Annotated in this window: 11 protein-coding genes and 1 pseudogene; 7 read left to right on the top strand and 5 right to left on the bottom strand. The window is 58.1% G+C overall.

Annotated elements, in window-relative coordinates; translation table 11 throughout:
* On the top strand, nucleotides 1-1,408 hold a 1,408-nt coding region (gene dcuS / locus ERD80_RS17860; RefSeq protein WP_136547903.1), incomplete at its 5' end, for a DcuS/MalK family sensor histidine kinase.
* The gene (gene dcuR / locus ERD80_RS17865; RefSeq protein WP_021506339.1) at nucleotides 1,401-2,120 is read left to right on the top strand and encodes a two-component system response regulator DcuR; all 720 of its coding nucleotides are present in this window, start codon (nucleotides 1,401-1,403) and stop codon (nucleotides 2,118-2,120) included. The genes dcuS and dcuR, both read left to right, overlap by 8 nt.
* Here dcuR and ERD80_RS17870 read toward each other — a convergent pair.
* Together ERD80_RS17870 and ERD80_RS17875 are read right to left on the bottom strand one after the other, a co-directional pair.
* Nucleotides 2,114-3,079, bottom strand: a complete 966-nt coding sequence (locus tag ERD80_RS17870; RefSeq protein ID WP_136547905.1) for an FAD:protein FMN transferase — start codon at nucleotides 3,077-3,079, stop codon at nucleotides 2,114-2,116. The two genes, dcuR and ERD80_RS17870, sit on opposite strands and share 7 nt — an antisense overlap.
* 50 nt (nucleotides 3,080-3,129) lie before the next feature.
* Nucleotides 3,130-5,910, bottom strand: a complete 2,781-nt coding sequence (locus ERD80_RS17875) for a flavocytochrome c (protein ID WP_136547907.1) — start codon at nucleotides 5,908-5,910, stop codon at nucleotides 3,130-3,132.
* Nucleotides 5,911-6,515: 605 nt separating this feature from the next.
* Between ERD80_RS17875 and ERD80_RS17880 the strand changes: the two genes are divergently transcribed.
* Complete coding sequence (locus ERD80_RS17880; RefSeq protein WP_058769656.1) at nucleotides 6,516-8,027, top strand: anion permease; 1,512 nt, start codon at nucleotides 6,516-6,518, stop codon at nucleotides 8,025-8,027.
* A gap of 164 nt (nucleotides 8,028-8,191) precedes the next feature.
* On the top strand, nucleotides 8,192-9,835 hold the full coding sequence (fumA, locus tag ERD80_RS17885) for a class I fumarate hydratase FumA (RefSeq protein ID WP_058769655.1): 1,644 nt from the start codon (nucleotides 8,192-8,194) through the stop codon (nucleotides 9,833-9,835).
* 70 nt (nucleotides 9,836-9,905) lie between these two features.
* Here the strand turns inward: fumA and ERD80_RS22550 are convergent, their stop codons facing one another.
* Together ERD80_RS22550 and ERD80_RS17890 are read right to left on the bottom strand one after the other, a co-directional pair.
* Complete coding sequence (locus ERD80_RS22550) at nucleotides 9,906-10,070, bottom strand: hypothetical protein (RefSeq protein WP_021506344.1); 165 nt, start codon at nucleotides 10,068-10,070, stop codon at nucleotides 9,906-9,908.
* A 167-nt stretch (nucleotides 10,071-10,237) separates the two neighbouring features.
* Nucleotides 10,238-11,758, bottom strand: coding sequence for an aldehyde dehydrogenase family protein (locus tag ERD80_RS17890; protein WP_088517693.1), 1,521 nt, complete (start codon nucleotides 11,756-11,758; stop codon nucleotides 10,238-10,240).
* A gap of 272 nt (nucleotides 11,759-12,030) precedes the next feature.
* Between ERD80_RS17890 and ERD80_RS17895 the strand changes: the two genes are divergently transcribed.
* A complete protein-coding gene (locus ERD80_RS17895) occupies nucleotides 12,031-12,594 on the top strand; it encodes a methyltransferase (RefSeq protein ID WP_021506346.1) in 564 nt (187 codons plus the stop codon).
* Here ERD80_RS17895 and ERD80_RS17900 read toward each other — a convergent pair.
* Complete coding sequence (locus ERD80_RS17900; RefSeq protein ID WP_136547909.1) at nucleotides 12,582-13,295, bottom strand: glutamine amidotransferase; 714 nt, start codon at nucleotides 13,293-13,295, stop codon at nucleotides 12,582-12,584. The two genes, ERD80_RS17895 and ERD80_RS17900, sit on opposite strands and share 13 nt — an antisense overlap.
* A 187-nt stretch (nucleotides 13,296-13,482) precedes the next feature.
* On the opposite strand from ERD80_RS17900, the gene ERD80_RS17905 reads away from it, so the two are divergent.
* Complete coding sequence (locus ERD80_RS17905; RefSeq protein WP_136547911.1) at nucleotides 13,483-14,367, top strand: EamA family transporter; 885 nt, start codon at nucleotides 13,483-13,485, stop codon at nucleotides 14,365-14,367.
* A gap of 46 nt (nucleotides 14,368-14,413) precedes the next feature.
* Nucleotides 14,414-14,911: pseudogene (locus tag ERD80_RS17910) on the top strand (acyl-CoA transferase); the annotation flags it as partial.
* Between the last annotated feature and the right edge of the window lie 266 nt (nucleotides 14,912-15,177).

The following is a 15,177-nucleotide window of genomic DNA, read 5'->3' on the forward strand; positions in this document are numbered from 1 at the left end:
GCCCGATCGGGCCGCTATCCAGCCCATCGCCAAAGCGGTGGAAGAGAGCAACCATCTGCTGTTTATCAGCATCACCAACATGGATGGCATCCGCTACTCGCACCGTAATCCGGAGCTGGTGGGCAAACACTTTATCGGCCCGGATATCGAACCGGCGCTGCGCGGCAACGAGAATGTCTCCGTGAATCAGGGCTCGCTGGCCAAATCGCTGCGCGTGTTTACCCCGGTGTATGACGCCCAGCAGCGGCAGATTGGCGTGGTGGCTATCGGCATCTCGCTGGAGGCGGTCACCGACCAGATCAACCAGAGTCGCTGGAGCATTCTGTGGACCATTCTGATCGGCACTTTTGCCGGCGCGGTTGGCACCTTCATTCTGGTGCGCGTGCTGAAGCGTATCCTGTTCGGCCTCGAGCCATACGAAATTTCCACCCTGTTTGAGCAGCGCCAGGCGATCCTTAACTCCGTCAAGGAAGGCGTGGTGGCGATGGACGATCAGGGCGAGGTGACGCTGGTCAATCAGGCGGCGCGCCAGCTGCTGAGCGATAAAATGGGCAGCAGCGTAGTGAGTACCGCGCGCATTTATGATGCCTCGGTGATCGACCAGCATCTGCAGGAAGTGCTCAACGGCGGTCGCGCACGGCGCGATGAGGAGCTCAACGTCAATGGCCGACTGCTGCTGAGCAACACCGTGCCGGTGCGCAGTCAGGGACGCATTATCGGCGCGGTCTGCACCTTCAGGGACAAGACCGAAATCAGCCAGCTGATGCAGCGTCTGACCGGCATGGTAAACTATGTTGATGCCCTGCGTGAGCGCTCGCACGAGTTCATGAATAAGCTGCATGTGATCCTCGGCCTGCTGCACATGAAAAATTATGCGCAGGTAGAAGCCTATATTCTGAAGACCGCTAATAACTATCAGACGGAAATCGGCTTCCTGCTGGAGAAGATCAAATCACCGGTGATTGCCGGTTTTCTGCTCAGCAAAATTAACCGCGCCTCTGATTGCGGCCATCGTCTGACCATCAGCGATGCCAGTTACCTGCCGGACAGCGGCAACGAGCAGCAGATGGCGGCGCTGATCACCGTGGTCGGCAACCTGGTGGAGAATGCGCTGGATGCGATGAGTGAGCAGACCGAGGGCGAAATTCACGTCATGCTGCACTATCAGAACGGCTGGCTGACCTGTGAAGTGAGCGATGACGGACCGGGTATTGCGCCGCAGCATCTGGCAACCGTGTTTGACAAGGGCTTCTCTACCAAAGGCGAGGATCGCGGGGTCGGCCTGTTCCTGCTGAAACAGCAGACGGAGCACCTCGGCGGCAGCGTCAGCGTGGAGTCCGAGCCCGGCGTGTTCACCCAATTTTTAGTCCAACTTCCGTGGGATGGAGGAACCAAACCGCATGATTAACGTGTTAGTGGTCGACGATGACGCCATGGTGGCCGAGCTGAACCGCAGCTTTATCGGCCAGGTACCGGGCTTTCACTGCGTGGGTACCGCCGCGACGCTGCAGCAGGCGCGCGAGTTCCTGTTCAATAGCGAAACGCCGATCGACCTGGTGCTGCTGGATATCTATATGCAGCAGGAGAACGGGCTCGATCTGCTGCCGGAGCTGCGCCAGGCGCAGAGTTCAGTAGAAGTGATCATCATTTCGTCAGCGGCCGACGCGGAGAACATCAAAACCTCGCTGCACTACGGCGTAGTCGACTACCTGATCAAACCGTTCCAGTTCCCGCGTTTTGAAGAGGCGCTGACCGGCTGGCGGCAGAAAAAGTCGCTGATGGACAACCAGCACTACTATCAGCAATCGGACCTCGATCTGCTGATGCACGGCAGCCCGGCCACCCAGCACGACAACAAACGGCTGCCGAAAGGTTTAACGCCGCAGACGCTGCGCACGCTGTGTCAGTGGATTGACGCCCATCCCGGCCATGAGTTTTCCACCGACGAGCTGGCGGCAGAGGTGAACATTTCGCGCGTTTCGTGTCGCAAATACCTGATCTGGCTGGCGCAGATTAATATTCTATTCACCAGCATTCACTACGGTGCCACCGGCCGCCCGGTGTATCGCTATCGCCTGCAGCCGGAGTACCATTCGCTGCTGCAGCAGTACTGTCAGTGACGCAGCTGCCAGCTGAAATCCAGCTGGCTGAAGCGGAAATGGCGCGCCGGCGAGCAGATAATCTGCCGATCGCGGGTGACAAACACCGCGTCGATATCAGGCTGGCCGGCGAGATACGCCAGCCCCTGCTCTGCGCCCATGCCGTACAGCAGCGTGGTATAGATATCGCCATCCAGCGAGCGATCGGCAATCACCGTCACGCTCAATAACTCATTGTCCAGCGGATAGCCGGTGCGCGGATCAAAGATGTGATGCCAGCAGCGGCCGTCGCGTTCAAAGTAGCGCTCATAAATCCCGGACGTCACCACCGATTTGCCCTGCACCTGCAGCGTACCCAGCAGCTCATCGTCCCGGCCAAACGGTTTTTTGAGCCCGATACCCCAGCCCTGCGGCTGATGCGGCGGGCTGCCCAGCGTCTGCACATTGCCACCGAGATTAATCAGCGCCTGCGCAACACCCTGCTGACGCAGAAATGCCTGCACCACATCGGCGATGTAGCCTTTCGCAATGGCGCCCAGATCGATCTCCATGCCCGGCAGCGGCAGAAACACCGAGTGCTGTTCGGCATCCAGTACCACCTGATGTGGATCGGTCAGGCGCAGCAGCGTCTCAATCTCCGCTGCGGGCGGCACTTCACGCCCCTGAAAACCAATCTTCCAGCGTTTCACCACCGGACCGATAGTGAAGTTAAACGCGCTGTCCGGCAGGATGCTCACCGCGTGCGCCACGCTAATCAGCGCAAAAACCGGCGCGCTCACCACCACCGGATGGCGTCCGGCGGCCTGATTAATGGCCATCACTTCAGATTCGGCGCGGTTGACGGTAAACAGGTTTTCCTGCTGTTTGATCAGGCGAAAGACCTGGCTGGCCAGCGTGGGATTGTCTTCGAACAGTTTGAGCAGAATGGGCGAACCCATGAGGACGGCAGAATAGGAATGGACGCCAGCGTCGCTTGTCATTGTGGCCCCGCAAGAGAACGATGCCCGCAGGGCGCGGGCATCGTGATAGCTTAGTTACCTAACGCCAGTTTAGCGGCATTACGGCCCGCTTTGATACCAAAGATAATGATATCGGCGACGGCGTTACCGCCGATGCGGTTCGCACCGTGGATGCCGCCGACCACTTCACCCGCCGCCCAGGCACCAGGAATCACCTGTTTCTGCGCGTCAAGCACCGCAGTCTCGGTGTTGATGGTCACGCCGCCCATGGTGTGATGCACGCCCGGTGCGATACGAATCGCGAAGAACGGCCCCTGATTGAGCGGATGACGCAGCGCGGTGGCACGGCCAAAGTCTTCGTCTTTCTGGTTAATCACAAACTCATTGTAACGGCCCAGCGTGCTTTGCAGCGTTTCCTGATCCATGTTGAGTTTCACCGCCAGCTCGTGTGGCGTTGGCGCGCTAATCACAAAGCCTTTGGCGATGTATTCGTCCGCCGCTTTGTTGTTGGCACGTACCTGCTCATCGAACACGATCCACGCGCTTTTTTCCGGCAGCGCGATAATCTCGGCAGAAACTTTGTCACGGGTTTCCATTTCATTGTAGAAACGCTTACCGGCCTGGCTGACCAGAATCGCCCCGCCGCCGCGCATCGCTTCGGAAATCAGGTACGAGGTGGTCTGCTCAACGGTTGGGTGAATCTGGATTTCACCCATGTCGACGGTCTCGGCGCCAATTTTCTGCAGCATGGCGATACCGCTACCGGTGGCGCCTTTGTGGTTGGTGGTGACGAAACCATCCAGCTCCGGACGGTATTTCACCACCATCTCGCGGTTGGCGCTGAAGCCACCGGTGGCCACAATCACGCTTTTCGCATTCAGGATGCGGCTGTCGTTGTACTCATCGACTACTTTCACGCCGGTCACCGCACCGTTTTCAAACAGGATCTCGGCCACTGAGGTTTCCAGCAGCACTTCGATGTTGCGCTGGTTAACGTTTTTCACCAGGCCGCTAATCAGGAAGCCGCCCACCGCCGAGCGATCTTCCGGACGGTGCGTACGGTCAATGCTCATGCCGCCGGTGATGGTGATATCGCTCAGCTCAATGTCTTTCGCCGCCAGCCACTCAATGGCTTCTGGCGCACGCTCAACGAACTCACGCAGCAGCACCGGGTTGTTTTTGAATTTGCCGCCTTTCAGCGTTTCCTCGTAGAACAGCTCTTTGCTGTCTTCGATACCTTTCAGTTTCTGATAACGGGTTTCCGCCGCGTTCATCCCCACCGAGGCTTTGATGGTGTTACCGCCAATGGTGGGCATCTTCTCAATGATCACCACGCGCGCGCCGTCATCGTGTGCCTGAATCGCCGCCGCCAGACCGGCACCGCCGGTACCGACCACCACCACATCGTAGTTGACCGGCGCATTCGGGTTACCGCCCTCTTCAATCACATACTCTTTGCTGGAGGTGGTCAGCGCGCGCGATACCGCTTTCTTCAGCGCCTCACTCTGCGTGGTAGCGCCGGTGATGGCATCGACGTGCGGGCTGTTCGCCACCAGAATACGTTCACGCAGGCTTTCAAAGGTGCTGGTGAAATCGACGTCGAGGTTAGGATCCGGCACCAGCGAAATGTCGGTGATACGGTCGGTGTCGAGCGTTACGTTGATTTTCAGCTTCAGCGCTTCGGCTTCCACTTTCGCCTGGTAAACGCCGGCTTTGTACTTACGATGGCCATCGCTGACGTCACGGATCATCGCATCCACCAGCGAGAAGCGCCACAGCGGTTCCGGAATGGTCAGCGCTTCGCGTTTGGTGCTGTCGATGTACAGATCCATGTGCTCGTTTTTGATGATGCGATCGGCCCAGTCCGGATAGGCAATACAGGCTTTACCAATTGCCACCAGATCGAAGCCCGAGGCCAGCGCCAGTTCGGCATCCTCTTTGTTCACCACGCCGCCAACGCCAATCACCGGCACTTTCGCCAGCGTTGCCGAGCGCTGTTCAATGTATTTGCTGATTAAAGGCGTCGGATCCTGAGTGTCGACAATCGACGGACGCAGCAGCTGGCCGACGGAGAAGTGCACGTAATCCAGCCCGCGTGCCGCCAGTTTTTCCAGCAGGTACAGCGTGTCGTCCCAGCGGATACCGGGCACTTCCAGCTCTTCCGGCGAGAAGCGATAGCCGATGATGAAATCCGCTGCGGCGAAGCGCTCCGCCATTTTGTGGGTGATTTCCAGCACTTCCAGCGGGAAGCGCGCGCGGTTGTCGCGGCTGCCGCCCCATTTGTCGTCGCGCTGGTTAGAGTTAGGCGAGTAGAACTGCTGAATCAGGTAGGTGTTAGCGCCGTGGATCTCCACGCCGTCGAAGCCGGCTTTGATGGCGCGGTTCACCGCATCACCAAACTTGGTGATCATCACCTCAACTTCTTCCGCCGTCAGCGCCTGCGGGGTGCTGGCACCTTCACGCGGTGCGGCGATAGCGCTGGGCGCGACCGGGATTTTCCCGCCGATCAGCGCCGGCTCAACCATGCGGCCACCGTGGTAAATCTGCAGAATGGCTTTGGAACCCTGGGACTTGATGGCATGCGCGATTCTGGCCAGGCCAGGGATTTTGTTGTCGCTGTCGATGCCGATAGCGCCCGGGAACGCCGGACCGCGGTTATCGATAAAGGCGCACTCGACGATCACGGTGCCGATGCTGCCGGCACGCACGCGATAATACTCAACGAGATCGCTGGTCACGCCGCCGTCGTAATAGCCGGTACAGGTGGTCATCGGGGCCATCACCAGGCGGTTTTTCAGCACCGCCCCTTTCGGTAAGGTCAGCGGATTAAGAATCGGGGTGAGCGTATTCATGATGAGCAACTCCAGAATTAAGAAATCGTGTATTCAATTCTTTGGCAGTTCGGAGGTCTTTATAATTAATTTAAGTGGTCCGACTTCATGGTGTAAATATAACATTTTATTTAGTTACATAACCCAGAATGTTAGTTATATAAGTTTTACGCGTGAAAATACTTTTTATTGCTCATTGCTGAAATCCGCGCTCCGCTAAGTTTTAACCAATACTTGACAGAAATCAACTTTTTCCTTACATTTAAAACAAATAACGTAATATCAAAGAGATAAAAAGCACCTTTCGCCTGATTCTGGCGGTATTTTTGCCGTTCCGTTCACTTTTAACACATATTTTACACCTGTTGGTTCATTTATTACGGCGCAAAACGTTAAAACAAAAAAACCGCTAATAAATTTATTGATCCAGATCAAAATAGATATTTTAATTAATCGCATCATAGCGTCATTCAATTGATAATTCGCGAAGCAAAATTGCAATAACGAAGATTCATGTAAAAGACACTTTAAAACGTCCCGGTTGATCTGCTACAAGCGTTTCGTAACTAAAAAAATCAACCCGACCGGGCCGTCAATCGCATTCCCATAACTTGCAGACCAAAACTATGAATACACAAACAACCCAGAGTGAACCCCTAAAGGCGCCACCTGCCGCACCGGGGAAAAAGAACCGGCTCGTCATGTTGTGCCTGCCGATCGTGGTTGCCGTGCTGTTGCTGCTGGTACCTACCCCTGCCGGGCTGGAGCCGTATGCATGGCACTTCTTCGCCATCTTCGTCGGGGTGATTGTCGGCCTGATCTTCGAACCGCTGCCGGGCGCGGTCATCGGCCTGACCGGCGTGGTGATCATCGCGCTGTTCAGCCAGTACGTGCTGTTCAGCCCGGCAGAACTGGCCGATCCGAAGTTCAAAACGGCCGGACAGGCGTTTAAATGGGCGGTGAGCGGCTTCGGCAACTCCACCGTATGGCTGATTTTCGGCGCCTTCATGTTTGCCGCTGGCTACGATAAAACCCAGTTCGGTCGCCGCCTGGCGCTGATTCTGGTGAAATATCTCGGCCGTCGCAGCCTGACGCTCGGCTATGCCATCACCTTTGCCGACCTGCTGCTGGCACCGTTTACGCCATCCAACACCGCGCGCAGCGGCGGGACGATCTATCCCATCATTGCCAACCTGCCGCCGCTGTACGGTTCTAAACCTAACGACCCAAGCGCACGCAAAATTGGTTCTTACCTGATGTGGGTTGCTATCACCGCCGCCTGTATCACCAGTTCAATGTTCCTCTCCGCGCTGGCTCCTAACCTGCTGGCGCTGGCGCTGGTAAAAAGCGTGGTTGGCTTTGATATCTCGTGGGGCATGTGGTTCCTCGCCTTCCTGCCGCTGGGTATCCTGCTGATTCTCACCATGCCGCTGCTGGCTTACTGGCTCTATCCACCAGAAGTGAAAGTGAATGACGAAGTGCCACGCTGGGCTAAAGCCGAGCTGGAGAAACTGGGTCCGCTGTCGCGCAATGAAATTCTGCTGCTGGTGTTCGTGGTCGCTGCGCTGATGATGTGGATCTTCGCCACTGCGTGGATTGAACCGGCGATGGCCGCCCTGCTGGTTATCGTGCTGATGCTGTGGACCGGCGTGCTGAACTGGAACGACATCACCAGCAACAAAGCCGCCTGGAACACCTTCGCCTGGTTTGCCACGCTGGTCGCACTGGCTGATGGTCTGGCGCGCGTGGGCTTCATCGCCTGGCTGGGTAAAGAGGGTGCGCTGCTGCTGCACGGCTACGACCCGCAGGTTTCCGCGGTGGTACTGCTGGTCGCCTTCTACCTGCTGCACTATCTGTTCGCCAGCACCACGGCGCACACCACCGCCCTGCTGCCTGCCATGCTGACCATCGCCGCGTCGATTCCAGGCATCAACATGCCGGTGTTCTGCCTGATGATGTGTACCTCACTGGGTGTGATGGGCATTATCACCCCATACGGCACGGGCCCAAGCCCGATTTACTACGGTAGCGGCTACCTGCCAACCAAAGACTACTGGCGTCTCGGTACCATCTTTGGTGCCCTGTTCCTGGTGGCGCTGATGGTCATTGCCTACCCGTGGATGGTGATGATGTTCTGATGATGTTGCTTTGATGTTAAAAACGCAGCCGCGTGACAACGTTAAAGTGGTATGATACTCGCCAGTCAGCTCTTGCCGCGGACTGGCGAGAGAAAATCGAATAACAGATCGCCTAATTTGTCGCCCGTCATGCTGGCGGGCAACACGAAGCTAAGTGAGCCAACATGTCGAACAAACCCTTCTACTACCAGAATCCCTTTCCTCTCGCCAAAGATGATACCGAGTACTATCTGCTGAGCCGCGACCATGTTTCGGTGGCCAACTTTGACGGTGAAGAAGTCCTGAAAGTCGACCCGAAAGCGCTGACGCTGCTGGCGCAGCAGGCGTTCCACGATGCCTCTTTCATGCTGCGCGCGTCACATCAGCAGCAGGTGGCGTCGATTCTGGCGGACGATGAAGCCAGCCAGAACGACAAATACGTGGCGCTGCAGTTCCTGCGTAACTCAGAAATCGCCGCCAAGGGCGTGCTGCCGACCTGCCAGGACACCGGCACCGCCATCATCATGGGTAAAAAAGGCCAGCGCGTCTGGACCGGCGGCGGCGATGAAGCCGCGCTGTCTCAGGGCGTTTACAACACCTTTATCGAAGATAACCTGCGCTACTCGCAGAACGCGCCGCTCGATATGTACAAAGAGGTCAACACCGGCACCAACCTGCCGGCGCAGATCGATCTCTACAGCGTTGACGGCGACGAATACAAATTCCTGTGCATCGCCAAAGGTGGCGGTTCTGCTAACAAAACTTATCTGTATCAGGAAACCAAAGCGCTGATCACACCAGCGAAGCTGAAAAACTACCTGATCGATAAAATGATGTCGCTCGGCACGGCGGCCTGTCCGCCGTACCACATTGCGTTTGTCATCGGCGGCACTTCCGCTGAGAGCACGCTGAAAACCGTGAAACTGGCGTCAACCCACTATTACGATTCGCTGCCGACCGAAGGTAACGAACACGGTCAGGCGTTCCGTGACGTGCAGCTGGAACAGGAACTGCTGGAAGCCTCGCAGAAACTCGGCCTCGGCGCGCAGTTTGGCGGTAAGTATTTTGCTCACGATATCCGCGTGGTGCGTCTGCCGCGTCACGGCGCATCCTGCCCGGTGGGCATGGGCGTTTCCTGCTCGGCTGACCGCAACATCAAAGCCAAAATTAACCGCGAAGGCATCTGGATCGAGAAGCTGGAAGACAACCCAGGCCGCTATATCCCGGAAGCGCTGCGTCAGCAGGGCGAAGGCGAAGTGGTCAGCGTCGATCTCAATCGCCCGATGAGCGAGATCCTCGCCCAGCTCTCCGCTTACCCGGTGGCAACACGTCTGTCGCTGAACGGCACCATCATCGTGGCGCGTGATATTGCGCACGCCAAACTGAAAGAGCGCATCGACAACGGCGAAGGTCTGCCGCAGTACATCAAAGATCACCCGGTGTACTATGCAGGCCCGGCGAAAACGCCGGAAGGTTACGCGTCCGGTTCACTCGGTCCGACCACCGCCGGCCGCATGGACTCCTACGTCGATCTGCTGCAGGCTAACGGCGGCAGCATGGTGATGCTGGCCAAAGGTAACCGCAGCCAGCAGGTGACTGATGCCTGCCATAAACACGGCGGCTTCTATCTGGGCAGTATTGGCGGCCCGGCGGCGGTGCTGGCGCAGCAAAGCATTAAGAGTCTGGAATGCGTGGAGTATGCCGAACTGGGCATGGAAGCGATCTGGAAAATTGAAGTGGAGAACTTCCCGGCGTTCATCCTGGTGGATGACAAAGGCAATGACTTCTTCCAGCAAATCCACAACCAGTGTGCTGCCTGCGTGAAATAAGCCGGCCTGCAATAAAAAAATCCGCGGCGTAAAAGCTGCGGATTTTTTTGTCTGCCAGCCCCTGCGGCGCTCACACACCGCGCAGCTGCACGTCCAGCAACAGATCGGCATCGTCGTCGTTCTGGCCAATCACGTAGATCGCCTGGCGGCCCGGCAGATTTACGGTAATGATATTCTCTTCGACCGCATCCAGCACTTCGTCGTGCTGCTCCTGAAAGTGGTACAGGGTGTTCATCTTCTCTCCTTAAAAACGGTGCGTTACTGTATAAACTCACGTCTCTTAATATCGACAAGACGCGTCTTAATAACAGGGGGAATAATCTGTTTTTTCTGTCAGCACTGTGACAGGGCTGTGTGACGTTGCCATGAAGGCGGCAGCGGCGCGCACCGCTGCCGGTTAAATCAGAAAAAGCCGAGAGGTTGCGTGCTGTAGCTGACCAGCAAATTTTTGGTCTGCTGATAGTGATCGAGCATCATTTTGTGGGTTTCACGGCCAATACCGGATTTTTTATAGCCGCCAAACGCGGCGTGCGCCGGATAGAGGTGATAGCAGTTGGTCCAGACGCGACCGGCTTTGATCGCGCGACCTACGCGGTAAGCACGGTTAATATCGCGCGTCCACACGCCCGCACCGAGGCCGTAAATCGAATCGTTGGCGATGGCAATCGCTTCCGCTTCGTCTTTAAAGGTCAGCACGCCGACCACCGGTCCGAAAATCTCCTCCTGGAAGACGCGCATGCTGTTATCACCTTTCAGCAGCGTCGGCTGTATGTAGTAACCGCTGGCAAACGCCTCACCGATTTTCTCCACCCCGCCGCCGTGCAGCACCTGCGCGCCCTCCTGCTGAGCAATCTCCAGGTAAGAGAGAATTTTGTCGAACTGCTGCTGCGACGCCTGCGCGCCGATCATGGTCTCAGTGTCGAGCGGATCGCCACGCTTAATGGTCTGAATGCGCTTCATCACCGCCGCCATAAACGGCTCAAAAATCGACTCCTGCACCAGCGCGCGTGACGGGCAGGTACAGACTTCGCCCTGATTAAGGAAGCCCAGCACCACGCCTTCGGCTGCTTTTTCGATGAAGCTCTCCTCCGCCTGCATGATGTCTTCGAAGAAAATGTTGGGCGACTTGCCGCCCAGCTCGACGGTGGACGGGATCAGGCTTTTTGCCGCCAGCTCAAGAATGTGGCCGCCGGTGGCGGTCGATCCGGTAAAGGCGATTTTGGCGATACCCGGATGCGAAGCCAGCGCCTCGCCGGCCTCTTTGCCGTAGCCGTGCACCACGTTAATCACGCCCGGCGGCACCAGGTCTTTAATCAGCTCCATCAACAGGGTAATGGAGAGCGGCGTCTGTTCAGCGGGCTTCAGCACCACGCAGTTACCGGCACCCAGCGCCGGCGCCAGTTTCCACGCCGCCATCAGCAGCGGGAAGTTCCACGGGATAATTTGTCCGACGACCCCAAGCGGCTCATGAAAGTGGTAGGCGGCGGTGAACTCGTCAATCTCTGCCGCGGTGCCTTCCTGGGCGCGCACGCAGCCGGCAAAGTAGCGGAAGTGGTCAACCGCCAGCGGTAAATCAGCCGCCAGGGTTTCACGCACCGGCTTACCGTTATCCCAGGTTTCATTGACCGCGATGGCTTCCAGATTGGCTTCCAGCCGGTCGGCAATTTTCAGCAGCAGCAGCGAACGCGCCTGCGGCGAGGTTTTGCCCCATGCGTCCGCAGCAGCCTGTGCGGCGGCGACGGCGTTGTCGATATCCTTTTTATCCGAGCGCGGGAATTCGCCGATGGTCGAGCCGTTGATCGGCGTGGTGTTAACAAAATAGTTACCGTTTACCGGCGGAACAAATTCGCCGTTGATGAAGTTGCCATAACGCGATTGCAGGTGGATGAGAGAACCGGTTTCTCCCGGAGCAGCGTAACGCATGGTGTTTCTCCTTGCGGGACAGAGTGGCGATTAACAACATTTAAACTTGTTATTAACATTGAGCGAACAATGCCAGCCTGTCAGATCGCTCAGCGGGAAACTGTGACCGCATCGAAGGAAAAGAGGGCATTAAGAAACTGCCCTGCCGTCACGCCATAACCTGCGCCTGTCGCAGACAGATAATTCCGAGTTTGGCCATAAGCGTGATGAAAAGCGGAACATGTGCGATTTGTGCGGTCAATATGAAGCAGACCCGTGAACAGGAGAACAAGATGCTGGCTTCAGCCCTGATGGTAATGCGCGCCAAAGCGAACTTCGTTCAGCAATTTATCCGCAATCCGCGCAAAATGGGCAGCATCACGCCCTCTTCAGCTGCCCTGTGTCGCGCCATGTGTGAAACGGTCAACTGGGAGCACAGCCTGCGCATTGCCGAGCTGGGCGCCGGCGACGGCGTGCTGACCCGTCATCTGCTGGCACATATGGCACCGCAGGCGCAGCTGGATGTGTTTGAAATCAGTCCCGAACTGGTAAAAGGGTTACGCCGCTGGAACGATGCGCGCATGCAGGTGCGCGCCTGCTCCGCAGAGTATCTGTCCGGGGAGTACGACGTGATTTTTTCCGGCCTGCCGCTGCTGTCGCTGCCGCCCGCAACACGCGACGCCATTCTCAGCGCGGTACATGAAGGACTGGGACCGCGCGGCGTGTTTGTCCAGTTTCAGTACACCTCGCTGACCCAGCCCAGCCTGTCACGCTACTTCACCTGGCAGCGCCAGCGGGTGCTGAAAAATATGCCACCCGCCTGGGTTTATCGCTGCACGCGGCATTACGCGCCCTGAGCCTGCGCCTGCGGGCGCGTTTGCTGCCAGAAACGCTGCAGCAGCTCGCGCGCCCAGTCTTCGCCTGACAGCTGCGCGCCATCATCGCTGACGCCGGAAGGCAGACAGGCGGTCATGATGTTATGGTCGAACTCCGGATGGAACTGCACTGACAGCGCCTGCGGCGAATAGCGCAGAATCTGGCAACCATCCAGCGCTGAACGCGCCAGCACCTGTGCCTGCGGCGGCGGTACCAGCACCGACTGCCGGTGCGACAACCACGCCGGGAAAGCCTCTGGCAACTGTGCCAGCCACGGATCGCGGTGCGGGGTGCGCGTCAGGGTTTTCAGCCCGCGCTCCCAGCCGTTCGGGTTATCACCCACTTTCCCGCCCAGCGCATAGGCCATCAGCTGATGACCATAGCAAACGCCGAGCAGCGGCAGTTGCGCGTCGATGGCCGCACGAATCCAGGCGGCGGTGCGTTCGCTCCAGTCGGCGTGATCGGTCACCATCGCCCACGAACCGCTAAGAACCGCGCCGCTGATGCCAGAGAAAGCCGGCAGCTCTTCCCCGAGATGCGGCCGCACAATGACATAATCATCCGGCTGTAGCGCCAGGGCTGCAATAAACCACTGCGGTTGTTCACCAATTTTTGCCACCACCTGCGGCGGCGGCGTTTCGAGTTGAATTAAAGCAAGGGGTAAGGTGCGGGTCTGTGTCATGCCGAATACGGTCCTCAAATGATCGTGTTTCGGACATCCACTCTGACAGTAATTTTGCGCCTTGTCCTGTATTTTTCTGGCATAAGCTCATGCCAGCGCGAAAAAAAGCACCGCCCGCCTGCGCTAACCGATCGCCTTCGTGCCATCATTAGACGGTGACAACCTTTCTCAAACCAAGGACAGCAGCGTGGCGGTGCGGCATTTTTTTCTGGTTCTGATGGTAGTTTGCATCTGGGCCTTCAATAACGTGGCGGTGAAATGGGGATTGCTGGAGCTTCCGCCGCTGTTTCTCACCTGGATGCGCTTTGTCGTGGTGGCCATCGTGCTGGTGCCGTTTTGCCGCATCACGCGCGCCCAGCTGCCGTGGCTGCTGACGCTGGCGTTTACCTTTGGCTTCATGCACTTTTCGCTGCTGTTTGTCGGCATGCGCTATACCGATGCCGGCACCGGCGCCATTGTGGTCCAGCTGGGTACGCCGATTGCCATGTTGCTGGCGATGGTGGTGCTGAAGGAGAAACTGCGGCTGGTGCAGCTGTGCGGTATCGCCATCTCGCTGGCCGGGGTGGTGGTGCTCTCCGGCAGCCCGACAATTCCGGCGTGGTGGGTGCTGTGTATTCTGCTGTGCAGCGCCACCGGCTGGGCGGTGAGCAACATGATTGTGAAAAAGTCGCCGCCGATTAAACCGCTGACGCTGACCGGCTGGATCTCCTTCCTTGCGGTGCCGATTGTCGGCGCGGCCTCGTGGCTGACTGAATCGCAGCAGTTTACCGCGCTGAGCCACGCCGGCTGGCGCGGCTGGTTTGGCATCCTGTACAGCGCCCTCGCCTCGTCGATTGTCGCCTACACGCTGTGGTATGCACTGCTGAAAAAATATAACGTCAACCTGATCATGCCCTACTCGCTGCTGACGCCGGTGCTGGCGGTACTGATGGGCGTGCTGGTGCTGGGCGACAGCATGAACAGCTTCAAAATTCTGGGTGCGTCGCTGGTGGTGCTGGGGACGACGATTGCGGTGATTAACCTGCGTAACCTGCGCATGCATGCCCGCTTTCCGCGTCTGCGCCGCCGCTAATCCACTCTGCTATGCTTGAAGCTCGCGTGTTTTCCGGAGGTTTAGCATGGATTCTCAACGCGCTGCCGCATTGTGGCAGCAACTGTGGCAGGGATTGCGGGGTGCGGAACACGCGCCGACGATCCACTTTCTTCAGACCGACAGCTTCCCCTCGGCTTTTGCCGTTAGCGAACTCGCCGCCACCAGCATCGGCCTCGCCAGCCAGGCGCTGAGCGATCTGCTGGAGCGTCCGGCCCCGGTCAGCGTCAACGTCCGGCTGGCCTCGCGCTGGTTTCAGCACAGCCTGACGCCGCTAAACCGTCCGCCAGCCGACAAGTGGGACGCGCTGGCCGGTGACTATCCGTGCGAGGATGGCTGGATCCGCCTGCACACCAACGCACCGCATCATCGCGCCGCCATGGCAAGCGTGCTGGGCGAGCACGCCGATCGGTCATCGCTGGCGGCGGTGGTGGCACGCTGGCAGGGACACGCGCTGGAGCAGGCCGTGGTCGACGCCGGCGGCTGTGCCGCCTGGATGCGCAGCGCACAGCAGTGGCAGCAGCACGTCGCGGTGCCGTCCGGATCGCCGGCGAATCCGCTGAGCGACGCGGCGCTGCACGCCAAATACCGCAGCCTCGCCGCGCGCGTCTTGCCGGCGGCACAGGTGCAGCAGCTGGAAACGCTGTGCCTGACGCTGGATAACGTGGCGGATGTGCGGCAAGTCGCGGTGTTACTGGCGACCCGGTAAAAGTGGGGCGCCAGCCATGGCGTAATGCCGGTCGGTCAGGCCAGCGCGACCTGATGATGACGGTGCGCATAAATGCGCACCCT

This window comes from Pantoea sp. R102, assembly GCF_004916815.1.
Lineage (GTDB): Bacteria > Pseudomonadota > Gammaproteobacteria > Enterobacterales > Enterobacteriaceae > Pantoea > Pantoea dispersa.

Bases quoted from the DNA above. Each gene is read 5' to 3' on its own strand.
- fumA (WP_058769655.1), top strand. From the start codon at position 8,192: ATGTCGAACAAACCCTTCTACTACCAGAATCCCTTTCCTCTCGCCAAA.
- ERD80_RS17895 (WP_021506346.1), top strand. From the start codon at position 12,031: ATGCTGGCTTCAGCCCTGATGGTAATGCGCGCCAAAGCGAACTTCGTT.
- ERD80_RS17880 (WP_058769656.1), top strand. From the start codon at position 6,516: ATGAATACACAAACAACCCAGAGTGAACCCCTAAAGGCGCCACCTGCC.
- ERD80_RS17870 (WP_136547905.1), bottom strand. From the start codon at position 3,079: ATGACAAGCGACGCTGGCGTCCATTCCTATTCTGCCGTCCTCATGGGT.
- ERD80_RS17890 (WP_088517693.1), bottom strand. From the start codon at position 11,758: ATGCGTTACGCTGCTCCGGGAGAAACCGGTTCTCTCATCCACCTGCAA.
- ERD80_RS17900 (WP_136547909.1), bottom strand. From the start codon at position 13,295: ATGACACAGACCCGCACCTTACCCCTTGCTTTAATTCAACTCGAAACG.
- ERD80_RS17875 (WP_136547907.1), bottom strand. From the start codon at position 5,910: ATGAATACGCTCACCCCGATTCTTAATCCGCTGACCTTACCGAAAGGG.
- ERD80_RS22550 (WP_021506344.1), bottom strand. From the start codon at position 10,070: ATGAACACCCTGTACCACTTTCAGGAGCAGCACGACGAAGTGCTGGAT.
- dcuR (WP_021506339.1), top strand. From the start codon at position 1,401: ATGATTAACGTGTTAGTGGTCGACGATGACGCCATGGTGGCCGAGCTG.